This window comes from Pantoea sp. GL120224-02 (genome assembly GCF_900215395.1).
GTDB lineage: Bacteria > Pseudomonadota > Gammaproteobacteria > Enterobacterales > Enterobacteriaceae > Pantoea > Pantoea communis.
On the sequence record NZ_OBEC01000008.1, the window covers coordinates 67,704 to 93,303 of the forward strand.

18 protein-coding genes are annotated in these 25,600 nt (G+C 51.2%); 9 read left to right on the forward strand and 9 right to left on the reverse strand.

Going from position 1 to position 25,600, the window contains the following annotated elements; translation table 11 throughout:
- Positions 1-37 precede the first annotated feature (37 nt).
- A complete protein-coding gene (gene ptsJ, locus CRO33_RS15825; protein ID WP_097118759.1) occupies positions 38-1,366 on the forward strand; it encodes a MocR-like B6 salvage transcription factor PtsJ in 1,329 nt (442 codons plus the stop codon).
- Positions 1,367-1,400: 34 nt separating this feature from the next.
- On the forward strand, positions 1,401-2,120 hold the full coding sequence (locus CRO33_RS15830) for a type 1 glutamine amidotransferase (protein WP_097118760.1): 720 nt from the start codon (positions 1,401-1,403) through the stop codon (positions 2,118-2,120).
- 165 nt (positions 2,121-2,285) lie between these two features.
- On the opposite strand, the gene pckA is transcribed toward CRO33_RS15830, so the two are convergent.
- Positions 2,286-3,905: a phosphoenolpyruvate carboxykinase (ATP) gene (gene pckA / locus CRO33_RS15835; protein ID WP_097118761.1), complete on the reverse strand. Its 1,620-nt coding sequence runs from the start codon at positions 3,903-3,905 to the stop codon at positions 2,286-2,288.
- A 156-nt stretch (positions 3,906-4,061) separates the two neighbouring features.
- Between pckA and CRO33_RS15840 the strand changes: the two genes are divergently transcribed.
- The gene (locus CRO33_RS15840) at positions 4,062-4,952 is read left to right on the forward strand and encodes a LysR family transcriptional regulator (protein WP_097118762.1); all 891 of its coding nucleotides are present in this window, start codon (positions 4,062-4,064) and stop codon (positions 4,950-4,952) included.
- A gap of 153 nt (positions 4,953-5,105) precedes the next feature.
- On the opposite strand, the gene CRO33_RS15845 is transcribed toward CRO33_RS15840, so the two are convergent.
- On the reverse strand, positions 5,106-6,305 hold the full coding sequence (locus CRO33_RS15845) for an MFS transporter (RefSeq protein ID WP_097118763.1): 1,200 nt from the start codon (positions 6,303-6,305) through the stop codon (positions 5,106-5,108).
- 951 nt (positions 6,306-7,256) lie between these two features.
- On the opposite strand from CRO33_RS15845, the gene CRO33_RS15850 reads away from it, so the two are divergent.
- Both CRO33_RS15850 and CRO33_RS24625 read left to right on the forward strand, forming a co-directional pair.
- Positions 7,257-8,912 (forward strand): methyl-accepting chemotaxis protein, encoded by a 1,656-nt coding sequence (locus CRO33_RS15850; RefSeq protein WP_097118764.1) that lies wholly within the window; start codon positions 7,257-7,259, stop codon positions 8,910-8,912.
- A gap of 232 nt (positions 8,913-9,144) precedes the next feature.
- Positions 9,145-9,318 (forward strand): hypothetical protein, encoded by a 174-nt coding sequence (locus tag CRO33_RS24625; RefSeq protein ID WP_176505781.1) that lies wholly within the window; start codon positions 9,145-9,147, stop codon positions 9,316-9,318.
- Positions 9,319-9,484: 166 nt separating this feature from the next.
- Here CRO33_RS24625 and CRO33_RS15855 read toward each other — a convergent pair whose 3' ends face one another.
- A complete protein-coding gene (locus CRO33_RS15855) occupies positions 9,485-9,724 on the reverse strand; it encodes a transcriptional regulator (RefSeq protein ID WP_176505782.1) in 240 nt (79 codons plus the stop codon).
- 715 nt (positions 9,725-10,439) lie between these two features.
- Between CRO33_RS15855 and CRO33_RS15860 the strand changes: the two genes are divergently transcribed.
- Both CRO33_RS15860 and CRO33_RS15865 read left to right on the forward strand, forming a co-directional pair.
- Positions 10,440-12,254, forward strand: coding sequence for a bifunctional diguanylate cyclase/phosphodiesterase (locus CRO33_RS15860; RefSeq protein WP_097118896.1), 1,815 nt, complete (start codon positions 10,440-10,442; stop codon positions 12,252-12,254).
- A 2,091-nt stretch (positions 12,255-14,345) separates the two neighbouring features.
- Positions 14,346-15,248 carry a LysR family transcriptional regulator gene (locus CRO33_RS15865; protein WP_097118765.1) on the forward strand — a complete coding sequence of 301 codons (903 nt, stop codon included), beginning with the start codon at positions 14,346-14,348 and terminating at the stop codon, positions 15,246-15,248.
- Positions 15,249-15,355: 107 nt separating this feature from the next.
- Here CRO33_RS15865 and CRO33_RS15870 read toward each other — a convergent pair whose 3' ends face one another.
- Complete coding sequence (locus tag CRO33_RS15870; RefSeq protein WP_097118766.1) at positions 15,356-16,210, reverse strand: helix-turn-helix transcriptional regulator; 855 nt, start codon at positions 16,208-16,210, stop codon at positions 15,356-15,358.
- A 116-nt stretch (positions 16,211-16,326) separates the two neighbouring features.
- On the opposite strand from CRO33_RS15870, the gene CRO33_RS15875 reads away from it, so the two are divergent.
- Together CRO33_RS15875 and bamA are read left to right on the forward strand one after the other, a co-directional pair.
- Positions 16,327-17,736 (forward strand): MFS transporter, encoded by a 1,410-nt coding sequence (locus tag CRO33_RS15875; protein ID WP_097118767.1) that lies wholly within the window; start codon positions 16,327-16,329, stop codon positions 17,734-17,736.
- 203 nt (positions 17,737-17,939) lie between these two features.
- On the forward strand, positions 17,940-20,378 hold the full coding sequence (gene bamA / locus CRO33_RS15880) for an outer membrane protein assembly factor BamA (RefSeq protein ID WP_097118768.1): 2,439 nt from the start codon (positions 17,940-17,942) through the stop codon (positions 20,376-20,378).
- Between the two features lie 189 nt (positions 20,379-20,567).
- Here bamA and CRO33_RS15885 read toward each other — a convergent pair whose 3' ends face one another.
- Genes CRO33_RS15885 through CRO33_RS15905 form a run of 5 tightly spaced genes read right to left on the reverse strand, consistent with a single transcriptional unit; the run spans position 20,568 to position 25,598 of the window.
- A complete protein-coding gene (locus CRO33_RS15885; RefSeq protein WP_097118769.1) occupies positions 20,568-21,650 on the reverse strand; it encodes an ABC transporter ATP-binding protein in 1,083 nt (360 codons plus the stop codon).
- Positions 21,651-21,653: 3 nt separating this feature from the next.
- Entirely contained in the window at positions 21,654-22,595 is a 942-nt protein-coding gene (locus CRO33_RS15890; RefSeq protein WP_097118897.1) for a carbohydrate kinase family protein, read from the reverse strand.
- Positions 22,596-22,603: 8 nt separating this feature from the next.
- The gene (locus CRO33_RS15895) at positions 22,604-23,443 is read right to left on the reverse strand and encodes a carbohydrate ABC transporter permease (protein WP_097118770.1); all 840 of its coding nucleotides are present in this window, start codon (positions 23,441-23,443) and stop codon (positions 22,604-22,606) included.
- The gene (locus CRO33_RS15900; RefSeq protein ID WP_097118771.1) at positions 23,433-24,341 is read right to left on the reverse strand and encodes a carbohydrate ABC transporter permease; all 909 of its coding nucleotides are present in this window, start codon (positions 24,339-24,341) and stop codon (positions 23,433-23,435) included. The genes CRO33_RS15895 and CRO33_RS15900 overlap by 11 nt, the downstream gene beginning before the upstream one ends.
- Positions 24,342-24,350: 9 nt before the next feature.
- Positions 24,351-25,598 (reverse strand): extracellular solute-binding protein, encoded by a 1,248-nt coding sequence (locus CRO33_RS15905; RefSeq protein WP_097118772.1) that lies wholly within the window; start codon positions 25,596-25,598, stop codon positions 24,351-24,353.
- Positions 25,599-25,600 lie beyond the last annotated feature (2 nt).

Here is a 25,600-nt window from a genome sequence, read left to right on the forward strand (position 1 = left end):
CATTGACCTAGGCTAAACTTTTATTTGTACCAGATCAATGAAGATAAACGGAAAAACAGCGGGTGATATTTTCGATCAGATTCGCGCAAAGATTCAGTCCGGTGAACTCGCGCCCGGCACGATGCTTCCTACACTACGTGATTTAGCCGGTGAGTTGGGCATTAATCGCAACACGGTTGCTCTGGCCTATAAGCGCCTCACGGATGCAGGTTTTGTGCTGTCCAGAGGCAGAAACGGCACCATTGTGCGTGAACCGATCGCGACGATTGATATTGAAGGCAGCGCACCGGGCCTGGCGATACGCGATCTCGCCAGTGGCAATCCTGCATCTTCGGTTCTTCCCTCTGTTAACCAACTTGTTACGCATATTCAAAATACACCGGGTTTGTACGGCGAACCGGAAATCCGCCCTGAACTTGAGGCGGCGGGTCTCGAATGGCTACAACCCGATCTCGATGTTCACTTTGAATTAAATTTGACCAACGGTGCGGTTGATGCGGTTGAGAGGGTGCTTGCCAGTTACCTGATTGCAGGCGATCGCGTGGCGGTTGAAGACCCCTGCTTCCTGAGTAGCATCAGCACCTTGCGGCACAATCGTCTGCAGGCTGCGCCTGTAGCAATGGATACGGAAGGAATGCAGATTGAGGCACTATCACGTCAGCTTTCTGCGGGCGTCCAGGCGGTGATCATTACCCCTCGCGCCCACAATCCAACCGGCTTTGGCCTGAGCGCTGGCAGGGCAGAGGGCATACGTACTTTGCTGGCAAGTTATCCGCAGGTACTGGTGATTGTGGATGACCACTTTTCTCTGCTCTCAACACAGGATTATCACCACATTGTTCCGGCAAATACCCGTAACTGGGTGCTCATCCGCTCCCTGTCCAAGTTTCTTGGTCCTGATATGCGCATGGCCTTTGTTGCCAGTGATGAAGAAACTTCACAGCGTCTGCGTCAACGCCTGAATGCCGGGACAAACTGGGTCAGCCATATTTTGCAAGATATGGCTGCGGGCCATATGCGTTCGCCTGACTTTCAGCAATCCATTCTGGCCGCACGCAGGCGCTATTTGGGCCAACGAGAATTGCTGGTCAGCGCGTTGAAACAGCACGGCGTCACCGTTTCAGAACATCACGACGGCTTAAACGTGTGGGTTCCTTTAGCGCACAACAGTGCGGCAACGGTAATGCAAATGGCGCAACGGGGTTGGCTGGTTCGCGGCGGAGAAGGATTCATGCTGGACAGCACGCGTTCAGGGTTACGGATCACCGTCTCTGAGCTTGATGCACCCGAAACTGAATTAATCGCAAAATCCCTGGCCGGGATTCTGTCACAGCAGCGTCAGATTCAGGCTACCAATAAGGTCTGAACAGGCCAGTACATTACTCATGGAGTTCTCTGCAATGCGCGTACATTTCATCGTACATGAAGATTTTGAGGCACCCGGCGCCTACGAAACATGGGCCATTAATCACGGCCATGATGTGTCTTACTCGCGGGTTTACGCCGGTGATAAGTTGCCAGGAGACGCGGAAGGTATCGATTTTCTGATTGTGATGGGAGGGCCACAAGATCCCTCCACCACATTAGCTGAATGCCCGCACTTTAATGCGAAAGGTGAACAGGCGTTGATTGCTTCGGCGGTTCAAACCGGTAAAGCCGTTATCGGTATCTGTCTCGGTTCACAACTGATTGGTGAAGCGCTAGGCGCATCTTTCGCTCACAGCCCTGAAAAAGAGATTGGTAAATTCCCGATCACGCTGACAGAAGAGGGTAGTAAGGACGAACTGTTCTCTCACTTTGCCAGCACGCTGGAAGTGGGGCACTGGCATAACGACATGCCGGGTCTGACGGCAGATGCAAAAATCATCGCTTACAGCGAAGGTTGCCCGCGCCAGATCGTGGCGTATTCAGACCGCGTATATGGTTTCCAGTGCCATATGGAACTGACGCTAGAGGTTGTGGAAATGCTGATCGCGCATTCAGAGAAAGATCTGAATCGCGCCGCAGAATACCGGTTCGTCAACACGCCAGAAGAACTTCGTGCACACGACTACAGCGAGATGAATCAGGTGCTGTTTGGCTTTTTAGATAAGTTGGAAGCTCGTTTTAAATCAGCATAAGCACTGAGTACGTCAGGCTAACTGTGCCTGGCATTCTTTCTGCTCTATTAATTAATAACGCTGCCCGGCGATTTTACGCGGGGCAGCGTCAGTTCAGTCAGCTTTTAGCGCCTCACTGGCGGCGACAGAGTGCCACTGTATGACATCCATCTTATATGCCATCAATTACAATTGCGGACCTGCCTGCGCAATACGCGCACCGGCCTCGTTGTTGCTGTACTGTTTGAAGTTATTGATAAACAGCTGTGCCAGTTTCTCGGCCGCTTCCTGCCAATCTGCCGGGGATGCCCAGCCGTTACGCGGATCGAGTGTGTTCACATCGACGCCAGCAATCTCCTGCGGAATGGCGAGGCCAAAGATCGGCAGTGTTTCTTCACGCATTGCGCCAGTTTCCCCTTCGAGGATGGCGTTGACGATCTGGCGCGTATCTTTCAGCGACAAACGTTGGCCTGCACCGTTCCAGCCGGTATTCACCAGCCACACTTCAGCACCGCTTTGTGCGACCTTTTCCTGCAGCACATCAGCATACTGCGTTGGATGCAGCATCAGGAAAGCCGCTCCGTAGCAAGCTGAGAACGTTGGCGTCGGAGCGGTAATGCCGCGCTCGGTGCCCGCCAGCTTGGAGGTGAAGCCAGAAAGGAAGTGATACTGCATCTGCTCTGGCGTCAAACGTGAAACCGGAGGGAGCACGCCAAATCCGTCCGCAGCAAGGAAGATAATGCGTGAAGGGTGACCCGCGCGAGACACCGGCTGCACGATATTCTCGATGTGCGACAGTGGATAAGAGACGCGTGTGTTCTCGGTTTTGCTGCCATCGGCATAATCCACGCTGCCATCTTCACGAACGACAACGTTTTCCAGCAGCGCGTTACGGCGGATAGCACCATAAATTTCCGGTTCAGATTCCGCTTTCAGATTGATGGTCTTGGCATAGCAGCCGCCTTCAAAATTGAATACGCCGTCAGCATCCCAGCCGTGCTCATCATCACCAATCAGCTGGCGACGCGGATCGGTCGACAGTGTGGTTTTACCGGTGCCGGAAAGGCCAAAGAACAGCGCCACGTCGTCTTTTTCGCCACGGTTCGCTGAGCAGTGCATTGACGCAATACCCTTCAGCGGCAGCAGGTAGTTCATCACTGAGAACATCCCTTTTTTCATTTCGCCGCCGTACCAGGTCCCGCCAATCAGCTGGATATTCTCTGTCAGGTTGAAGGCAACAAAGTTCTCCGAGTTTAACCCTTGCTCCTGCCACTGCGGATTGACGCAACCGGCGCCATTAATCACCGTGAAGTCCGGGTTAAAGCTTGCCAGTTCTTCGGCGGTCGGGGCGATAAACATGTTTTTGACAAAGTGCGCCTGCCAGGCCACCTCAGTGACAAAACGCACGGCCAGACGGGTATCCGCGCTGGCACCACACCAGGCATCCACGATATACAGCGCTTTCTCAGATAAGTGATCGGCTACCAGCGATTTCAGGTGTGCCCATACTTCAGTGGACATCGGTTTATTATCGTTGCGCCCCAGGCCAGCATCGGACCACCAAAGGGTATCTCGCGTCACATCGTCACGAACGATGTATTTATCGCGTGGAGAACGGCCAGTGAATTCGCCGGTATCAACGGTAACCGCACCAGACGTCGTCAATATTCCGCGCGCCGGGCCTTTAAGCTCGGCTGACGTTTCATGCTCGAACAGCAATTCGTAACTCGGGTTGTAAACAATCTCGCTGACATCGTTGATGCCAAGGCTTGAGAGATGTTGCATGACAGATTTAATTGCGCTCATAAAATACCCTGACTCATTGGATGATTGGCGAGGCGGCAAGGGCCGACCCGAGTAAGGGATGGATAGTAGCACTGGCTTTTTGATGCAGAAATTGCATATAAATCATTTGTCATGTAAAAAATGCATAGAATTGGGGGCTGCAATTGGAGAAAAGACGTGCTAAGTAACCTCGAAGTGAAGTGGTTCTATGATGTGATTGCATTAGAAGAATGCCGCAGCTTTACGCTTGCGGCAGAGAGACGAAATATTTCGCAATCCTCGTTTAGCAGAAGGATTCAGGCACTCGAATCGAACCTGGGTTTCAGCGTCTTTAATCGTGAAGTGAACCCGCCACAGTTGACGCCGCAGGGCAGGATATTTGTCGGCTATGCCAGGAACATGCTCGACGATATGGACTTCCAGATCAGCCGAATTAAGGGGGAAGATAAGCTTAAGCAGAGTATCCGTATCGATGCGGCGCCTTCGCTTTCCGTCCTGCTGCTGCCCGATATACTGGCGGATTACCGTGACAGCCCTGATAAAGTTTTCTTTGTTGAATCGATTAACGTCAACGATGCCGTATTTAACCTGAAAGAGGGGAAAAGTGATTTCATCCTGTCCTTTTATAATGAAGAGCTGATGAATTATCCGTTTATCAATCACAAAATTTTCGATTCCGCGCTGCACCTGGTTTCACCCTGTGACCAGCACGGTAAGCCGATTTTCTCCATCAATGGCGATACACTGCCGCTGGTCAAGTATGCCAATGACAGTTATATGGGGCGTCAGGTCAATCAGGTGATTGATCGCATACCCAATACCACCTTCATTCTGACCTTCGTTTCATCGATGAGCGAGTTGCTGAAGAGAATGATCCTGAAAGGCGATGCCGTTGGCTGGCTGCCGGATTACTCGATTCAGCGCGAGTTGGAGGAGAGAAGGCTGGCGATCATGGATCACAGCCTTTCGCTGAAGATATCGGCTTATGTTTATCGATCTGGCGCGCGTTTAAACCTGACGGCGGAACGTTTCTGGCGCTACGTTAAGGGGCGAAACATTGATGGCTAAAGTAAAATTTTATGCCTGAAAAGGATATTCAGGATAAAAATGAGCGCCAGGGATGTTTTTTGGGATTTTCATCAGCGTGATTAATACGTGTGATTCATGCGCTATGTCAATCAATCGCCATCATATTATTCCCAACAACGTTTTTTGTTCAGGCTAAAGTGATTTAAACACATGCTTGCTGAATATTATCCATATGAAAACGGCGCAAAGCGCAATGCCTGCCAAAACAAGATAGGCAAAGCTCCATGAGGTGTGGCTGACTATGGCACCAGCCAATGCCGGACTGAGTGAGGCTCCCAATCCCTGTAGCAACATAACGAGCCCAAGCGCGGCGTTGATATGTCCTGAACCATTGAATAATGAGGCGATAAGTCCGGGAACGGCAACGCCTAAAATACCCGCAGCGACACCGTCCAGTGCCTGTACGGGAAACAACACGAACTCATTGCTCCAGAACGACGCAATCGCCGCACGAAATGGCAGTACAATCAGCGCAATAACGACAAGTCTGGCATAACCATACCGTGATGCATACCTTGCGGTAAGCAATGCGACGGGGATCATCACCGCTTGAGAAATAGCGACCGTGAGGGCAGCATAGGTGCCAGGTGAAAACAGAGACTCCGTGGAAGAGGAGGCGACCTGCATGCTTAACATTGGCAGTTGCGCTGCATTGGCCAGATGGAAAAGAAGCAAGGTTATCCCTGTTACTGCCAGTTCAGGTCGCTTGAGTAATGCCAACACAGAGACAGACACGGTAGAACCTTCATGCTTTTCTATTCCTCTGGCCACATCGTGATCTATGTCGTTTTTGTTGATCGCTAAAGTGCATAAAACCGCGCACACCGCCATTGTGGTCATCAGCAAGAATACCGAACCGGTGCCCCAGATCCAGCAGGTGATGGCCGCCAGCACCGCCACCGTCATATTGCCGCTATGGTTAAAAGCTTCGTTTCGTCCCATCTGTGACAAAAAACCTTTTTGACCGGTGATACCTAAGGTGATACCCGCAATCGCTGGCGCGACGACAGCTGCCGCAATACCAGTAATAATTTGCGATAAAATAACCACAGCAGATGTGGGGAAATACCAGAGGGCGAGGGCGCTTAAGGTAATCAGCAGAGATGCAGTAACAATCAACAGTCGTTTAAAACGGGTGGCATCGACAATTATCCCTGCGGGGAAGGTAGCCAATAGTCCAGCTAATCCGCCCAATGTCATCACCAGACCAATTTCTTCCGCTCGCCAGTGGTGGGATACCAGAAAAATGCCCAGAAACGGCCCCAGCCCATCCCGCACATCAGCGATAAAGAAGTTGAGCAGACAGAGAACCTGCAGTGAACGTAATCTCATCAACACCCGCCCCGAAAAGTTTTATCGTCCTAAAATACCCTGCGCCTGGTCAGGGTTGATTGGCCAATCTTTTGATAATTTTGTGGCTGAGGAACCTTGTTGCTAATCGTCTTGAACCTCGCTCAAAAAATAGTGCTCATCTCACGCCTCGTCAACGTCCGCACCGCCTCGCTTTGCGGAACTCATGATTGAATTGAGGGCGTTTAAGTTCAAGGGGTAGGTACCAGAATAGGGCGTTTACCTGGGTTCGATGCCCTAACCTGCGGTTTCAAATGAGTGATAAGCATTGGTTCGCAATAGAATCGGTAGGGGGGTAATCAGTCATAATCTGTCTCCTTATGAGATGTGTGCTGCTCCTGTTGATAATGTGTGTAATCAGGGAAATCATGCAGTAAACATTAGCGCAAAATTGTCACTCACGCATATTTACTTAAGTCAGGCTTAATATAGACCATAGGGACGTGGCGATATTTACTGCTTAAGAACGCTTGTGGCGGGACGAGAGAAAAAGTCGAACAAGCGAAGGTTTCTAAGTCAGGAAAGCTCTATGATGATTGGCACGGGACTTCAGCGAATTTTTTTCAGCAACTCAGTTTAAAGTATTCGGAGTTTACGTATCACTATGTTTAGAAGAGATTTTCTGCCATTAATTTTGATTCGTAGAACCAGATTTTATTGTCCTGCCAATGATCCTCAGTCACAGTACAAACCAATTTGCGTCTTTCATCTCAATCTAACGCCAGGCCAAATGGCATTTGCGCTGAGTTCCCAGTTTAGTGAGCTTATCATCCAGAATGACAATAACGTTGAGTTCAACACTGCAGTGTGACGCTCCAATAGGATGGTAATTAATCATAAAATATTAATGCTAAGCATTTCATTCTCCCTGCCGATAACCTGATCAATTGAATCAGTTCACGTTTTTCCTTCTCTCAAATCAGGCGAATAAGCATGAATATTTCCCAGCGGTTAACCCTAATTTGCTCATTGTTATCTGCAGCAATTATTGCTGTTGTTATTACTTCTCTTGTGGTTATTTCAGGTTTTCAAACGCGCTTTCATTACATTCAGTCCAACGCTACTGCCTCTGTTATTGATCTGGGTAAATTGGTCAGTGGGTCTAACGAACTCACTATCTGGATGTACCGACACCTGACTTCACCAGACGCAGCGAGAATGTCTGACGTTGAGAAAGAGATTAATGCGCGGATAGATGAGATGAATGCCCTTAATCAATTTTATCTTGAGAATGAGATCTCTAGTGATGAGGACCGACGAATGACTGAGAGCGCAATAGCCACTATGAAAGAGCTCAGTAATAAACTCCCTGCCTTTCTGGAGAGTTCACGTGCCCTAAATAGTAATCTTTCGCTTGCGCTCTTGCAGGGCAATAATGGAGTCGGCCAGCTTGCTCGTGACCTGATTGTTGGATATAAGAAACAACTCCAACTTAATCTGGAAATTGGTAACGGACTGCGCAAAAAAAATGATCGCACCTACTTCCTCACCTTTTGGGGCATGCTGATAAGCTCAACGCTGGTCGTCGTTCTTCTGGGTGCGCTGGCCATGTTAACCATACGAAACATTCGCACCAGCCTTAGTGGCATGCGTACCGTTATGGAAAACGTCAGTAATAATCTGGATTTAACGCTGAGTGCAGATGAATCCCGTAGGGATGAAATTGGCCTGACATCCAAGGCTTTTAATCATCTTATTGCTGCTTTTTCAAAAGCCCTGTTATCTGTGAGCGCCTCTTCTGGCTCTGTCAGTACCGCATCGGCTCAGATTTCTGCCGGTAACGAGGATCTATCGTCCAGGACGGAAGAGCAGGCGGCCTCGCTGGAACAGACCGCTGCCAGCATGTCAGAATTGAGTGAAACTGTCCGCCAGACAGCGGAAAATACCCAGTTGGCCAGCCAGCTTTCACATAATACCCGCCTGATATCAGATGATAGCACGGATAAAGTTCAGGGCATGTTGCAGACCATGTCTGATATCAACAGCAGTGCGGTGAAAATTACCGACATTATTTCCATTATTGAAGGTATCGCGTTTCAGACTAATATTCTGGCGCTTAATGCCGCGGTGGAAGCTGCAAGAGCTGGTGAGCAGGGGCGTGGATTTGCCGTGGTTGCCGGAGAGGTGCGAAATCTTGCCCAGCGCTCATCCACCTCTGCCCGGGAGATTAAAGAGCTGATTGAATCTTCGATGCAGTTTGTTCGCACCGGTTCAGCGCAGGCTGAAGAGGTCGGCAACAATATGAACCGCATGAATGACGCCATCCGGCAGGTCAACGATCTGGTGAATGAAATCGCGGCTGCCGCTCAGGAGCAGACCTTGGGGATAGGGCAGGTGCACCAGGCGGTCAGCCAGATGGACGACGTGACACAACAAAATGCGGCACTGGTAGAGGAAGCCTCCGCAGCGTCCCACTCACTCATGGAGCAGGCCTCTACCCTAAATAATCTGGTGTCAGCTTTTACCCTGAACGCTCCGAAGGAGTTGAATTCCATCAACGCGGAAACATCCCGTACTTCAGTATCACGTCCATCGTTAAATCGGGCAGCACCTCAGGCAGATTTGGAAGGTAGCTGGCAAAGTTTTTGAGAAAATGACGGCCCGGTGAGCAAAACCGTCGGGCCCACTAAAATTTAAAATAAAACCGATATGAAAAATAATAATGGATAAAACGTCGTACCATCAATAACATCAGGAACTTATTCTTATCAGCGAGCATGCAAACGTGCTGCTATGGCAGATGAGGAATAAGAAATATGCCGACGTGACAACATTTATTAATAATTTAAATCACCTTGAGCGATATCAGAAGGTTATCCTCATGCTGTCAAAAGATTCAGTATTCTGGCAGTGGTTTAAAGAAAATGACACTGATCTTTTTATTCACACTGAAGCCATTCAACTCTCTTTCGGTATTCTGGATAATCTGATTGAAAATCTGCGTAACGCCTTTTTGATGTTCAAAAAAGAGTCGGAGTCAAGCAGCGCAGGATAGTTTCAGATTCATCTCTCTGTAGAAAAATAAAAAAATTACGGTAATTTCGGGCGCTTTACTGACGCATAATTTTATGAAAAAGTGAGGTGTCTTTCATGGTCATCTGCACATGTGTCCGAATTCGCCATCGCGTGCCTCATTTTTGAGGCATACTGAATCCAACATTTTATTTCCTGGCGTTCTGGATGACGGTATAAAAGGGATGTCGTCCGGCGAGGAGCAAAAGTAATTCGTATTCTCCCTGACTCAGCAGACCGGGATTTTTTGTGGCCTCCTTCATTTGCCATACGCGCAGGCTAAGATTGAACCTCTCCGCTGCTGCCTCTTGCGACAAACCCGCAGCCATTCGAAGCTCTCTGACATTGGAACTGACAATGACGGGGCGATTCATAATCTGATTTCCCAAAGGACACTCCTTACCTGTATGAGGTTTAAACATAATGATAAACATTAATTTTTTATGAATTTTTTATTACAATCAATTGTTGCGATGGTTCTCCGTCATGATGCCAAAACCATTCGGCATAAGGTTTAAATCTTAAACTCATCATTGATTTTCTTTATTTTAACGCCCGAATCAAAAATTTATAATTCCTTTCGCAGGTAATTCTTTATTTTTACTCAATCCTTACAAAAAGCACGTCAGCTGATTTAAGGTGTTGACGAATGAGCATTTATTCCACTCTTATACAGAAATAAGTCTGTGGCATAGAGCAATAAAAGCCATTTGAAAAAGCCACACTTGGAAGGTTATCGTGAAGACTTCGGTGGATTCCACGGTATGGCGCTAACGACTTAAGGTGAAAATTTTTGTAAATTTGTTTAGTCACTGTCATTCTTGCTTTATTTTCAGAAACCTCAGCTTATTTTGCTATATCTATCAATGGATAAAAATTGATGGGGCGGGAAATAAAACCTATTAAATTAGGGTTAAACCAAAATTTTTATCTGGTTTAATCGTTTCACTATGGTCATTAACTGGCACTAAAACCAATCACGCCTATAGTGAATTTTGATGAGGGAAGTCACCTGATTTTTTTCTGGTCGCATCTCTGAAAATGGCTTTTTACCGCTTTCAAATTTTTATTTCGCACCGGATCCAGGCCGGGGCGGAGGAACTCATGCTAATAAATCTTAACAGCGACATCGATCGCCGTGTGCGGGCGCTGAATGTGCTGCGCCACCCAGACGAAAGCCGCGACGAGGTGTTGTCCAAATTCGTGCAGCTAGCGAGCCAGGCCCTTGGCATTCCCGGTAGCTTTATCTCCGTACTCGATGACGACTACCAGCACGTACAGGCCGCACATAACTTTGCCCTTACACAATCGACACGCGAGAATGCCCTCTGCCGATATGTGGTGGACAGCGACAGCCCTGTCATTGTGCCGGATACAAGGCTGGACGCCCGCTTCGTTATGCATCCACTCATCGCTGGAGCCCCCTTCATAAGGTTTTATGCCGGCGTACCGCTGAAAAATCGTGAGGGTATCGTGCTTGGCACGCTGTGTGTCACCGATACCGCTCCTCACTCGTTCAGCGCGGAGCAGCTTGAAACCCTTACACAGTTGGCCTCGCTGGTGATGTCCTTTTTGGAGGGGTGGCACTCCGCCGGTTTTGTGGATCCGGTCACCGGACTTCCCAATCGCCAGCGTCTCATTCGCGACCTGCAGTATCTCGCTGCATCGCCAGACCCTGCGCCTCGCCGTCTCATACTCATAGACTGCATTGACATGCCGCGTGCCTATGAGCTCGCCCGATCAATTGGCATTGAGGCGTTGGAAACCCTGCTCAAGGATGTGGCTACACTGCTGCCGCTGCGCCTGCGGCCAGCCAAAAGTGAATCACTTTATACCATTGCCACCGGGCGATTTGCCCTGCTGACGCGAGCTGGCAGTCCCCTGAGCGCCGAGTGGATCGCAGAACGTATGGAGGGAATCAACGCCGAACTTGGGGACGGCATCTATTTAGCTCTCAGTACCCGCACAGGAGAGACAACTTTTGTCTGCGGAGAAACCCCAGCGCATGAAACACTTCGCCGTGCCATCAGCGCGCTGCATGAGGCCATTGCATTGGGTATGCCATCTATGCGCTTCAGCCAGACGTCCGATATCCAGTCCAGGGATGACGGAGTTTTGATGAACGATCTGGTCGCCGCGATCAGAGAAGATAATGGTCTGTGGCTGGCTTATCAGCCGAAAATATGCCTGCGGACCGGGCAGCCCTTGGGGCTGGAGGCACTGGTGCGCTGGCGCCATCCGCTTCGTGGCGAGCTCTCACCCGCGCTGTTTGTACCCCTGGCAGAGCAGACAGAGCTGCTCAGCAAACTGACGGGCTGGGTCACAGACCGTGCAATCGGCCGCCTAAAGAGGCTGCGCAACAGCGCCATCCAGCTTCCCATTACGATCAATGTTGGGAGCCACGATATTGCGCGCGAGGGTTTTGCCAGTATGCTGGAGGATAAGATGATCAGGTCAAAACTGCCCACCTCAATGCTGGGCATCGAGTGCATGGAGACCGAACGTATTATCGAAAATCCAACAGCTATGCGCGGGCTGGAAAGGCTGAAGCTGAAGGGATTTAATATCTCGCTGGACGACTTTGGCACGGGCTCCAGCAACATTGGTTATTTGAGGCGTATGCCTCTTGACATCATTAAGCTGGATCAGTCACTTATCAGTGAAATTTCATCGGATACCGCATCCCGTATCATTGCGCGCAGCATTATTAACATGCTGAAGGACCTTGACTATACGGTGGTGGCTGAAGGAGTTGAAGATGCAAATGTTGTATCCGCGCTGAAGGATTATGGTTGCGATCAAGCGCAAGGCTTTTTTTATTCTCGACCCCTGCCTGATGAGGAGATCGACAAGTGGCTTTCCTGGAAACTTCGCGACCAGTGCAGGAGTAATCTTCAACCCGGTTATACAGGTATCTGACCTGAAACCTGCGGGCTGGAAAGTATATACCGCGGTTCATGACCCTTAATTTTGCGCTGACAGCGCGCAGTAGGAGATTAACAATGCGCAGCCATGTCGATAGATCCAGTCATTACCATTGTGCAAGTGATATTGTATTGACGACTATAACAGGTGTGTAGGGCCGTAATTTACTGCGTTAAGCGTAGGCAGCCTTTCAAACCGACGCGCTTTAAACATGTATCGACCGTTTTTCTTCGACAACTCAGCTGCAAAGCACCGGAAATAAATGGCTCCCTGATGGGAGCCGAATTATTACCAAGGATTTAGTCGTCATGTGCCCTTTTGGGTACAGAAGGATTATCGCCATCTGCTATCGGGTCATCAGCGCAGCCTTGGAGAATGTTTTTCGTTACAGAGATGCGTCACACTTTTCACATTACAGTGAGGCATTGTTTCTTCAGGAAGTAAGGCTGCGGTATCACCGTCATACTTACAGAATCATTGTTTGTGAGCGATAAGCAAAAGACGGTCATTAGTCGTGCTTTTTAACGATGACTTCATTAACATCATTGAACAAACATGACCGATGGGAACGAGCCACAGTCAGTACATCCCTACCAATAGCGCATCAGAGGGGTATCGAATGGGATCATTATGATGAGTTTTATTGACGGTTTCTTATGAGAACTTAGCTTTCAAAGGAGGGGGATTATCTTAAAAGCCCCGACCATTGCAGCCATGGCTTTTAAGGTACGTCGGACTTCAGAATTGACATTAATAGACTTAATAGAATGATACTGCTATTTGTACTGCGTTTAAATGAACCCGTTTACTTCAGACAATATTGGGTATGAATACTAAAAGCCTCCCTCTATTTATCTCGTCAAACACTTGCCTTCGCTTTCAGAAACCGAGCGTGGCAACTTTAAACAAGCACATCCTCCATAGCGATATAGACTCTTTGATGCGTTGCCCGTTGCTGAGCCACTTACCGTACACAAAACACACCGTCAGCAGATAAAAAACAAGGCCTTACATCGTCGCGTTTTACTACCATTTTGCTAACCAGCACATTTATAACCAGGCCTGAAAGCAACTACATCCCAAACAATAAACTTCGTGGCCTTTAAAGCCAAACGGTGTTATTACAACTTAGTACTATTCAGAAACTTAATATCGATTTTTATTGTGCTGCTGGGTATTAATTTACTCATATAGAATTAGAGGTCAATAGTGTTTTTTAAAAAATGTTTTAATTTACAGCGGTAGAAAGGGTGCTGGATCCCGCTAATCATCTCTCGGTGATTGCAGTCAGCCTCCACGCCGGACCATTAAATTCTGATGTGCGGGACACCGATCTTTTGATACGACCTTTTTCTGACAAATTTTTTTCATTTTCATCGGTTTTCCTGATTCATTTAGCATTGAATTTCGTTATATTAATGATGCAGGTGAACAACATGCCTTTCTGTACAGCAAATGATCATCCCTTTTTTGACGATGTGAAAAGTCGCTGATGACCTGACCGTAGCCATGAGTATTGAAGGCGTAAGACCTGATTATATTTGATCTCAACACCTCTTTACTCATGAATGACGCTGACAATGTCTCATTAAACTCATGACGCCATTGTTACAAGATTATCTCACCAAGCAATAACCCAAATTCCGCCACTGCTTTTCTGAATGCAGACACCAGCGGAACGGTTACCTTTACGGGACTTATAGTCGAATCTACCTGTACCACGCAAACCTCTAATTCAATGGCGGAAATTACATGCATCCGTGACAGCCAGGTCACAACGGATAATGTAGAGTTCGATAAAGTTAATATTAAGATGTCGGTAGGGAACGTCATTTCAACGGCCCTGCTCAGACATATTAATGATAATAAAAAAGTTGCAATACTGGATGTGGATTACCAATAAACGATTTTTGTTATAGAGCTTATTAACAGACTTGAATGATAATTCATTTCCGTATTGCAATGGGGGCCTAAAATCAGGTGGGTTATAAACTCCTGCCTGTTTTCATAGTTCAGTCAGTGTGTCGCGAAAACAGGCGCTATAATCAATGCCAAAACCAAATGAGTATTGCACAGGGAGCAATAATGCAGGATGACGATTTTCGCCAACGCGAAGCGTTTTTAGCGGTGGTGCGTGCGGGCAGCTTTAGCGCTGGCGCGCGTAAGTTAGGACGTGATATCTCCGTGGTCTCGCGCCGCATCGCTGCGTTAGAAAAACGGCTGGGCATTCGCCTGATTGAGCGCACCACGCGGCGGATACGTCCCACGGAAGAAGGGCAGCGCTATCGTCAGAAGATCGAACTTGCTGATGAGCTATTGCGGGAAGCGGAAGAAGAAGCGCGGGCCCTGGCCGCGCGTCCAGCGGGCACCATCCGATTAACCGTGCCAGCCTCATTTGGTCGCAGCTGGGTGGCGCAGGCGTTGCCGGGCTTTTTGCAGGCCTATCCCGATATTCGCATCGTGCTGAATTGCAGCGACCGCTACGTCGATTTGCTGGGGGATAATTTTGATATGGCGATCCGCATCGGCGTGCTCACCGATAGCCGACTGATAGCGCGTAAGCTGGCGGATACCAGCCGAATGCTGTGCGTGGCGCCAGATTATCTGGATCGTCATCCCGCGTTAAGCCAGCCCCAGGACCTCCGCCAACACGACTGTCTGGGATTTACCCCAATGCACAGCTGGCCGGAATGGCGGCTGGAGAAAGGCGGCCATCAAATCGCGGTACCGGTGCAAACGCGTTTTGAAAGCGATGAAATGGATGCACTGGTGCTGGCCGCGCAGGCAGGCATGGGCGTATTACTGGCGGCCAACTGGCTGGTGCAAAAGGAGCTGGCCGAAGGATCGCTGGTGCCGGTGCTATCTGACTGGCAGGCGGTTGGGGAAGATGGCGTCTGGCTGATGAAACCTTCCAGCCAACTTCAGTCGGCGAAAATCAGTGCCCTGACCGAATGGCTGGTGGCCTGGTTTGCGGAAAAGCGCTGGTAATTCGAAGCCCTGACCTCACTCTGAGGTTGTGCGGCTGCAGCGGCCTGAAGACCGCTCCAGCCGTTTGCATCACTGGATGTTGAGCATAGTGTTGAGGAGGCCGATTTTTACCGTTTCATCAATTTCTGCAGTGACGCCGCACTCTGCTCATCATCCGGTACATACACCAGCAGGCGGTCGCCGTTGCGTGAAGCAGACCACCAGTTATTCTGGCGCAGCGTCATTTCACCCACTTCCTCGCGGTAAAAACGCTTCAGCCGATTTTCCACCTTGCCCAGTTCGTAGCGTTGCCAGGTTTGGGCAAATTCATCCGAGCTATTCAGCAAACGAGCGAGAAAACTTTCCCAGTGCGGATCGCCAAGGTGTTCGCCCATTTGCCCTCGAAACATCGCCACCATTTGTGGCATCACGTCGTCCCAGTCGCTCATCGCTTTGCGCCAGGCAGGATGATTGAACGCCAGCCAGATGCAGTTACGATCTTCCACAGCTATCCCGGCCAGATCCACATCCATCAGCGCACACCATGCGGCGTTGTAGCCAAGAATATCGAAACGCGGTGTTTCGATAATCGCCGGTAACTGGATCGCGTCCAGCATCTGCTGATTATGCGCCGCGATTTTGCAGCAGGCAGCGGCCACCCGTACCGATGGCAACGAGTGTCCGGCAAGGGAAAACAGATGCTGCGTCTCGACATCGTTGCACTGCAATGCCGTGGCAATGGCCGTCAGGGTTTTTGGCGAGGCTTTGATATCGCGACCCTGTTCCAGCCACGTATACCAGGTCACGCCGACATCCGCTAACTGCGCCACTTCTTCACGGCGTAATCCGGGTGTACGGCGGTGACGCATATGCGGCAAACCCAGACGATTAGGGTCGAGACTTTCACGACGCGTGCGTAAAAAAGTGCCAAGCAGTTTTCGATTGTTGTATTCAGCCGTGACGGGGGCAGTAGCCGTGCTCATGAGCAGATCTCCAAACGAGACGGGTAGTATTTATACCATGATAAACAAGCACTGGTACCCGTTTAATAGTTAGGTGATGCTATGCCGTACTGCACTTAAAAACAAGGTTAAAACCGATGCAAACATCGCAACTTCAACGCGCGGGACTGGTGGTCCTGCTGGCAGGGCAACTGCTGCCCATGATCGATTTTTCCATTGTCAACGTGGCGCTGGATGCCATGGCGCATACGTTGCGCGCCACATCGATTGAGCTGGCGCTGATTGTCGCCGTGTACGGCATTGCTTTCGCCATCTGCCTGGCGATGGGCGGACGCCTGGGGGATAACTACGGACGTCGTCGGATATTCCTGGCGGGAGTAGGGATCTTTGGTATTGCATCTTTATTATGCGGCATCGCCAACAGTGTCGGTCTGTTGATGTTTGCTCGCGCATTGCAGGGTGTAGGCGCGGCTTTCATCGTGCCGCAAATCCTCGCCACCATGCATGTCACCATGAAGGGCAGGGAGCACGCGCGCGCCATTGGCCTTTACGGCGGCATTGGCGGGCTGGCCTTTATCATTGGCCAGGTGTTAGGTGGATTCCTGATCAAAGCGGATATCGGCGGCTACGGCTGGCGCAGCGTGTTCCTGATCAACCTGCCGATTTGCCTGTTTGTGCTGATTACCGCGCGACGTTTTGTGCCTGAAACGCACAACAATCAGCGCGTGCCGGTCGATGTCAGCGGAACCTTGCTGTTAGCGGGCGCGATTGGCTGTTTAATGCTGGCGCTGGCGCTCGGTCCGCTGCTGCACTGGTCATGGCCGTGCATTCTGCTGCTGGTGCTGTTCCCGGTGTTATTGCATCGCCTGCGTCAGAGTTCACTGCGTCTGGAAGCAGAAGTTGGTTCGCCGTTGCTGCCCCCTTCGCTGCTGCGTCTGCCAAGCGTTCGTTTTGGTTTAACCCTGGCGGTGCTGTTCTTCTCCTGCTGGAGCGGCTTTATGTTCGCGGTAGCGCTGACGCTGCAGTCAGGCATTGGCTTAACTGCATTTCAGTCGGGAAACGCGTTTATCGCACTGGGCGCTGCCTACTTCATCGGCGCGATGCGTTCAACGCGCATGGTGGAACGCTTTGGTAAACGCACCACGTTACTGACCGGTTGCGGCATCCAGATGGTCGGTTTGATTGCACTGATCGGGACTTTCCAGTTTGCCTGGCCTGATGTTGGCGTCTTTACCCTGATGCCGGCCACCATCCTGATTGGCTTTGGTCAGTCATTTATCGTCAGCACCTTCTACCGTATCGGCATGAGCGGTGTACCGCATCACCAGGCGGGCGCGGGCAGCGCAGTGTTATCCACCGTACAGCAATCGGCACTTGGCCTGGGCCCGATGCTGCTCGGAGGCGTGTTCACCCAGATAAATGTGCATGGCAATCATTTGGCGGCCATCTCCGGCACCCTTGGCGTCGAGCTGTTAATGATGGTGACGCTGGTGATTCTGACCAGTCTGAACCGTCGCACTTTCCAGCCGGTGACGGCGGAAGGGTAATCCTTATGCTGTGATTTCTGCAGCGGCTTTTCAGCTTACTGTAAGGTAAGCGAAAATCCGTTGATTGCGCTGAATTTACCTTTGGCGCAGTGGTCTTTTTTCCGGAACATATCGCCGCAACTAACGGGCTGAACCGCGTGTTCAGCCCGTTTTTTGTGGTGCGGCAGAAATGCGTTGAATGGAAAACGGCAGGCTCATAGCAGATGAAAAAGATGTTAACCGGGTTACTTTTCATGGTAACCACCACAGCCTTTGGTGCAGACGATTTCACCCTCAGGGATATTCACTTTGACGGCTTGCAACGCGTCGCACCGGGTGCAGCAATGCTGAGTATGCCCGTACGCGTGGGCGATCGCGTCACAGATGACGATATTCGTAACACCATTCGTGCGCTATTTGCCACTGGCAACTTTGAAGATGTGCAAGTGCTGCGCGATGGCGATGCGCTGCTCATTCGTGTGAAAGAACGGCCGGCCATTGCGAGCATTTCCTTCTCCGGCAACAAGGCAATCAAAGAAGATCAGCTGAAGCAAAATCTCGACGCCACCGGTGTGCGGGTCGGCGAAGCGCTGGATCGCACCACATTATCGGATATTGAAAAAGGGCTGGAAGATTTCTACTACAGCGCGGGTAAATACACTGCCAGCGTCAAAGCTGTGGTCACGCCGTTGCCACGCAATCGTGTCGACCTGAAGTTCGTGTTTACCGAAGGTGTATCCGCGAAGATTCAGCAGATCAATATTGTCGGCAATCATGCCTTCTCATCAGATGAACTCATCTCGCACTTCCAATTGCGTGATGATGTGCCGTGGTGGAATTTTATTGCCGATCAGAAATATCAGAAACAAAAACTGTCCGGCGATTTAGAAACACTGCGTAGCTATTATCTCGATCGCGGTTTTGCACGTTTTAATATTGATTCAACGCAAGTGAGTTTAACACCCGATAAGAAAAGTATTTATCTGACAGTCAATATTCATGAAGGCGATGTTTACCATATTTCCGATGTTATCCTGAACGGCGATATGGCGGGACACTCCGCCGAAATTGAGAAACTGGCCCATATACCGCCAGGGGCTTTATACAGCGGTGCCAAAATTACTGAGAACGAAGGCGCGATCAAAGCGCTGCTCGGTCGCTACGGCTATGCTTTCCCGCAAGTCAGTTCTCAGCCTGAAATTAACGATGCAGACAAAACCGTTAAACTGCATGTGAATGTTGAAGCAGGGCATCGTTTCTACGTGCGTCAGGTGAAGTTCAGCGGCAATGACACCTCGAAGGATTCGGTGTTACGTCGCGAAATGCGCCAGATGGAAGGGTCGTGGTTAGCCAGCGATGCGGTTGATCAAGGTAAGGCCCGTCTCAATCGTACCGGCTATTTCGAAAGCGTCGATGTTGATACCCAGCGTGTGCCCGGCAGCCCTGATCAGGTCGATGTGGTGTATAAGGTGAAAGAGCGTAACACCGGCACTTTCAACGTGGGTCTTGGGTACGGCACCGACAGCGGCATCAGTTACCAGCTTGGCGTCAGCCAGGATAACTGGATGGGTACCGGTAATACCGTGAGTTTTAGCGGCACTAAAAACAGTTATCAAACCTATGTTGAGATTGCTGCCACCAATCCTTACTTCACCGTGGATGGCGTGAGTCTTGGCGGTAAACTGTTCTACAACGACTACAGCGCCGAAGATAATGACCTGTCTGAATACACGCTGAAGAGTTTTGGTGCCAGCAGTACGTTAAGCTTCCCGATCAGCGAAAACAGTAATCTGAGTTCAGGGCTGGATTACACCTACAACCGCGTCAGTAATATGGCACCACAGGTCTCCATGTGGCGCTATCTGGGATCGCAGGGCATCCATCCGAAAGTGATCACCACCAATGAAGATGATGATGACGATTACGCCACCAGCGATGAGAAGTTTGTCGCCAATGACTTCTTCTGGAACATTGGCTGGAACTACAACTCATTAGACCGTGGTTTCTTCCCAACGTCGGGGGTTTCCGCTGGCTTTAATACCAAAGTGACGATCCCCGGATCGACCAACAGCTATTACAAAAGTACGCTGAGTGCCAACGCATACTTACCGCTTAGCAGTGACCATCGCTGGGTGTTGATGGGCCGCACCAAAGCGGGCTATGCGGATGGGTTCGGTGGCAAAGAAGTGCCGTTCTACGACAACTTCTACGCCGGCGGCTCAAGCTCCGTGCGCGGATTCTCATCCAATACCATCGGTCCAAAAGCGGCTTATTACAGTTGCACCGGCAGCGAAAGCAGCTATGGCAACTGTTCGGTGAATAAATCGGATGATGCGGTGGGTGGTAATGCGATGGCTGTGGCGAGCGCGGAGTTAATCGTCCCGACTCCATTTGTTAGCGATCGTTATGCGGATTCACTGCGAACCTCGTTCTTTGTCGATGCCGGTACCGTTTGGGATACCAAATGGGAAAATACCGGGGCAACGCGCGCGGCAGGCATTCCGGATTATGGTGATCCGAGTGAAATCCGTGTTTCCAGCGGTCTGGCATTACAATGGCAATCGCCGCTTGGTCCGCTGGTGTTCTCTTATGCCTTGCCGATCAAAAAATATGAAGGCGATAAGTCTGAGCAGTTCCAGTTTAATATCGGGAAAACCTGGTAGTGGTTATTTCTCTGTTAAAGAAAGAAGTAAGATTTACGTTATCTTTAAACAGAGAGAACAGAATAAAATAGCCGTTTGCGTAAAATAGTCAGGGTACGGTGCTTATGGAATGAGTGCCTGCCATCATCGTTGTTATGCATTTTCTATCAATATATTTCGCCACCCATTTGGGTGGCTTTTTTATATTATTTAACCTTCGCTCAGGCGTAATCCGCTTTCTGCATCAAACAGATGAATCTTCTCGGCGTTAAATCCAATACGAATCTGATCGCCACTCACCGCGCTATGACGCCCGGCGATTTGCATATGCATGGCGTGACCGTGCCATTCAAGGTGCAACAACGTTGATTCACCGGTGATTTCGACCACTTTTACTTTAGCTTGTGCGCGAGTTTCGGCTTCCAGTAAATCATGAGGACGCACGCCCAGCGTCACCTTAGCCCCTTCGCGATCGCGTGCCGCCGCATGCCAGCGCAGAGGTAGCGGTTGCCATAGATCCTGGCACTGCACACCCGGAATGCCATCGCGGGTAATCAATTGCGCCGGTAACAGGTTCATCGGCGGCGAACCGATAAAACGCGCCACAAACGTGTCCGCTGGTCGGTCATAAATCGCCAGCGGTGCACCCTGCTGCACGATGCGGCCCTCTTTCATCACCACAATTTGATCGGCCAGCGTCATGGCTTCTACCTGATCGTGCGTGACATACACCATGGTGGTTTTGAAGCGCTGGTGCAGTGATTTGATCTCTGCCCGTAACTCCATCCTCAACTGTGCATCGAGGTTGGACAACGGCTCATCAAACAAGAACACCTGCGGATTGCGCACCATCGCGCGTCCCATCGCCACACGCTGGCGCTGCCCACCGGATAACGCACGCGGATAGCGCCCGAGCAGTTTATCAATGCCGAGAATCCCGGCGATGCGTTCGATTTTGCTCTGCTGCTCTTCGCGCTTCACTTTCTTCACCTGCATATGAAACGCGAGGTTCTCTGCCACCGTCAGATGCGGATAAAGCGCATAGCTTTGAAACACCATAGCGATATCACGATCGGCGGGATCGCGATCGTTGATTGCCACTTTATCCATCATGATTGCGCCATCCGACAGGCTCTCCAGCCCCGCCAGCAGGCGCAATAAGGTGGATTTACCACAGCCGGACGGACCGACCAGTACGGTAAAACTGCCGTCGGGAATGGTAAGGTCGAGCGGATGCAGAACCGATTGTTTGCCGTAGCGCTTGGCCACTTTTACGAGTTCAACACTGGCCATGATTTAGCGCTCCTGTGCGGAAAGTTGCAGTTGATGCCAGTCGGGATAGCGACGTGGCTGGGTACTGATTGCCAGTGACGCCACCGCGATGCCCCATTGCAACGCGGTGGTGATATTCTGCTGATGCAGCAGCGCAGTGAGAAAACCGGCATTAAAGCTGTCGCCTGCGCCAATGGTATCTACCACGGTGACGGGCTTAGCGGGTTGATTGATGTGCTGATGTGATTGCCAGCAACCTGCGCCTTGCGCACCGCATTTGACCACGCAACCGCCGCGGCCGCTGAGTCGTTGTGCGAGTTGGGTGGCGGCCACGTTAAGATTCTCCGCGTCCATTAGGCCCAGCGTTTCGACCTCATTGAGCAGCAGCCAGTCACACAGCGGTAACCACTGCGTCATCTGCTGGCGAACCTCTTCGGTCCACCCCTGCGGCGGCCATCCGGTATCCACGGCGGTGGTAAATCCGCGTTGCTGCAACTCACTCAGTAACAGCGGGTATTCGTTGTAAAGTTGCAGGCACAGGAAGGTGCCACACAGCAGCACGATATCGCCTTCACTGGCACGCAGCGGCAGTTGATTCAGCACATCTTCGGCGGTGAGCCGCACGATATGGCCAAGATTACTGAGGAAGGATCGCTCGTGATCGGAGTGCGTCACACCCACGGTCAGTGAGGTTTCACAGTGATAGCGCGTCCAGTGGGCGACGCTGTGCGGGAAGTAACTGCCCAGCCAGGCGCTTAAGCCGTCATCGCCCTGATTTGCCACCGCACGATGACGCACCTGCATCGCTTCTAACGCTAACGCACAGTTGCCCGCCGATCCGCCCGGTCGCAATTCGCTGTGATTCATCATCACTTCGGTGCCACGCTGCGGCCAGTGGTCGAGGGTGCCCATAATCAAATCGACGTTAATATTGCCGACCACATACAGCGTGGCGGTAGAGTCCATGTTCATCTTCATCCTTTGCTCCCGCCGCTGGCGAGGCCGCTGACCAGTGTTTTCTGCAGCCAGATAGCAATAAACAGCGGTGGTACCGAGGCCAGAATCCCGACTGCTGCGATCAAACCATCATCGGTGGCGCGTCCGGCGGTAAAGCCCGCAATCGTCACTGGCAAGGTTTGTGCTGCGATGTTGCTGGTGAACAGCAGCGCATAGAAAAACTCATCCCACGCCAGCAGCCAGCCAAACAGCGCCGCTGCACCCAGCACTGGTTTTGCCAACGGCAGGGTAATACGCAGCAGTACCTGCCAGACACGCAAACCATCCAGCCGCGCCGCTTGCTCAATATCCTGCGGTAAGGCATCGAACTGGTTTTTCAGCATCCACGTCAGAAACGGCAGGATCAGCGAGCAGTAAACGATGATCAAACCGGGGCGCGTGTTAAGCAGATCAAACTGTTGCAGCAGGAAGTAGAGTGGCAGCACAAACGCCACTGGCGGCACCATATATATAGCGAGCGAGGCAAACAGCCAGCCATCGCGACCACGGTAGCGGGAGAAGCTGAACGCCGCCGGAATGGCCAGCAGCAGACAGATAATCGTCGCCCCGGTTGCCACTAACAGGCTGTTACCCAACGCATGCAGGAACAGTGTGCCGGGTTGGCCGGGTTCCAGTGACATCAATCGGCCGTAGCGACTGAAGTCCCACTGGCGCGGCAACCATTCCAGCGGAACCCGCGTGAGATCGCTGGTGGCGCTGACGCTCATCAGAAACAGCCAGCCCATTGGTGCGAGTACCGAAATTGCCACCAGCAGCGCGGCGGCATATTTGGCTGTGTTGCGTAATTTAGCCTTCATACGCGCTCCCTTTACGGCGCTGACGCCACAACAACAACATATAGAGGGTGATCAGCACGGCGCACAGCAGCGTCATCAGCATGGCGTAAGCCGCGCCGCTGCCCGCGCGCAAATAGCTGAATGACTCCTGATAAACGTAGAAGCTCAGGGTTTTAGTGCTATCGACCGGGCCGCCGCGTGTCATCACATAGATGATGTCGAAAATCTTGAAGGCATCGATGGTGCGCAGTACCAGCGCCACACTCAGCGGGCCGACAATCGCCGGGAAGGTAATGGCACGGAAGCGCCGCCAGGCAGATGCACCATCCAGACGAGCCGCTTCAAACAGATCGTCAGGGATGGATTGCAGCGCAGCCAATACCAACAGCGTCACCAGCGGATAGTTCTTCCAGACGTCGGCGAACATCACCGCATTGAGCGCCGAATCAGGCGACCCCAGCCAGCTGCGATAACCATCGATAATGCCGAGCTGAGTCAGCAGGGCGTTAATGCTGCCGTAGTCGGGGTTAAAGTTGAGACGCCACATCATGGCGTTGACGATGGTCGGCAGCGCCCACGGCAGAATCACCAGCACGCGCAAAATGTTGCGTCCGGCAAATTTCTGATTCAGCAGCAGCGCCACCAACACGCCAATCGCCCCTTCAAACGCTACCGAGACAACGGTGAAGTAGAGTGTGCGCCACAGTGAAGATTGAAAATCAGGATCGGTGATGGCGAACAAATAGTTCTCCACACCCACCCAGGCTGGCACTTCGCCGCTGCCAATGAGGGCAGCATCGGTGAAACTCAGCCAGATGGTGCGCAGCAGCGGCCAGGCGGTGAGCAACAGCATCACCAGCAACATGGGTGCTAACAGCACCCATGCCTGCCGTTGTTCGCGTTGACGCAAACTCAGCATGCTGACCCCTTAACGTAAACGCGCAGCACTTTTATCAACCGTCTGCATGGCCGCGTCTGGCGTGGCGCTGCCCACCAGCACTTGCTGCAGTTGCTGCTGCAAGGTGTTGGAGAGACGGGAATAATCAGCGGTTTCCGGGCGTGAAAGCATCACGTTCAATGATTTGTCCGCCGCCGCGATCAGGCTCTCCTGATTCTTCAGTACCGCAGGATCCTGATATGAGCTTTTCCAGATGGGCAGGCTCAGGGTAGCGTATTTGTTTTGAACCGGTTGCGAAGTCATGTAGCTAATGTATTGCCACGCCTGGTCACCGTGGGTGCTGCCTTTGGCGATGCCGAGCCCCATCGAACCGTTCACCGCACCAAATTTACCCGGCGCATCGCCTGGTGCCGGAACGATACCCACCTGACCGGCCACTTTGCTCTGCTTCGGATCGTTAGCCATGTTGTACATATAGGTCCAGTTCAGCGCGAACGCGGCATCGCCGTTGGAGAAGGCTTTGCGCACATCCTCTTCCAGATATTCGCGTGATGCTGGGTTACTCAGCCCTTCATCCAGCGAACTCTTCATCAGCTTGACCGCCTGCAATGAGGCCGGGCTAGAGAAATCGAGCTTGCCGTTATTATAGAATTTGCCGCCAAAGCCAGATACCAATGTGGTGTAATCACACACCAGCGCTTCCGCCTGCGACCAGCTCCACACCAGTGGATATTTTACGATGTTCTTTTGTTTGATGATGCGTGAGTCATCAATCACCTGTTGCCAGGTTTGCGGCGGGGTGGTGATCCCGGCTTTCTCCAGCATCGCTTTGTTGTAATAGAGATATTTGGTATCCAGGATCCACGGCATGCCAAGGGTTTTGCCGTTATAGACCACGGTGTTCATTGCGCCGGGGAAGATCTTCTCTTTTTCGTCTGCGGCGATCCGGCTGCTGACGTCCTGCAGCAGATCAAATTTGGTGAATTCCGCAGGCCAGATGGCATCAAACAGCACCACGTCATAACCGTTACCGCCTGCGCCACGCGCCGCGACAATTTTGTCGTGCAGCGCTTCGTACGGCACAAACTCCAGATTCACCTGCACATCCGGATGCGCTTTCTGGAACTCCTGCGTCATGGCGCGAATATCATTTTCGCTGTAAGCCGCCTGAGTCATAAACAGCGCATTGAGGGTGGTTGCGGCTGCCGCGCTGCCGGCGCTGGCTAACATGACCGCGATGGCACAGCCTTTCAATGTGGTCGAAAACCGGATTTTCATAA

What these genes read in the sequence shown, in the direction of transcription:
- CRO33_RS15830 (WP_097118760.1), top strand. Translation starts at nt 1,401, where the DNA reads ATGCGCGTACATTTCATCGTACATGAAGATTTTGAGGCACCCGGCGCC.
- CRO33_RS15885 (WP_097118769.1), bottom strand. Translation starts at nt 21,650, where the DNA reads ATGGCCAGTGTTGAACTCGTAAAAGTGGCCAAGCGCTACGGCAAACAA.
- CRO33_RS15905 (WP_097118772.1), bottom strand. Translation starts at nt 25,598, where the DNA reads ATGAAAATCCGGTTTTCGACCACATTGAAAGGCTGTGCCATCGCGGTC.
- CRO33_RS15900 (WP_097118771.1), bottom strand. Translation starts at nt 24,341, where the DNA reads ATGCTGAGTTTGCGTCAACGCGAACAACGGCAGGCATGGGTGCTGTTA.
- CRO33_RS24625 (WP_176505781.1), top strand. Translation starts at nt 9,145, where the DNA reads ATGCTGTCAAAAGATTCAGTATTCTGGCAGTGGTTTAAAGAAAATGAC.
- CRO33_RS15890 (WP_097118897.1), bottom strand. Translation starts at nt 22,595, where the DNA reads ATGGACTCTACCGCCACGCTGTATGTGGTCGGCAATATTAACGTCGAT.
- CRO33_RS15860 (WP_097118896.1), top strand. Translation starts at nt 10,440, where the DNA reads ATGCTAATAAATCTTAACAGCGACATCGATCGCCGTGTGCGGGCGCTG.
- CRO33_RS15845 (WP_097118763.1), bottom strand. Translation starts at nt 6,305, where the DNA reads ATGAGATTACGTTCACTGCAGGTTCTCTGTCTGCTCAACTTCTTTATC.
- CRO33_RS15895 (WP_097118770.1), bottom strand. Translation starts at nt 23,443, where the DNA reads ATGAAGGCTAAATTACGCAACACAGCCAAATATGCCGCCGCGCTGCTG.
- CRO33_RS15850 (WP_097118764.1), top strand. Translation starts at nt 7,257, where the DNA reads ATGAATATTTCCCAGCGGTTAACCCTAATTTGCTCATTGTTATCTGCA.
- CRO33_RS15865 (WP_097118765.1), top strand. Translation starts at nt 14,346, where the DNA reads ATGCAGGATGACGATTTTCGCCAACGCGAAGCGTTTTTAGCGGTGGTG.
- CRO33_RS15870 (WP_097118766.1), bottom strand. Translation starts at nt 16,210, where the DNA reads ATGAGCACGGCTACTGCCCCCGTCACGGCTGAATACAACAATCGAAAA.
- pckA (WP_097118761.1), bottom strand. Translation starts at nt 3,905, where the DNA reads ATGAGCGCAATTAAATCTGTCATGCAACATCTCTCAAGCCTTGGCATC.
- ptsJ (WP_097118759.1), top strand. Translation starts at nt 38, where the DNA reads ATGAAGATAAACGGAAAAACAGCGGGTGATATTTTCGATCAGATTCGC.
- CRO33_RS15875 (WP_097118767.1), top strand. Translation starts at nt 16,327, where the DNA reads ATGCAAACATCGCAACTTCAACGCGCGGGACTGGTGGTCCTGCTGGCA.
- bamA (WP_097118768.1), top strand. Translation starts at nt 17,940, where the DNA reads ATGAAAAAGATGTTAACCGGGTTACTTTTCATGGTAACCACCACAGCC.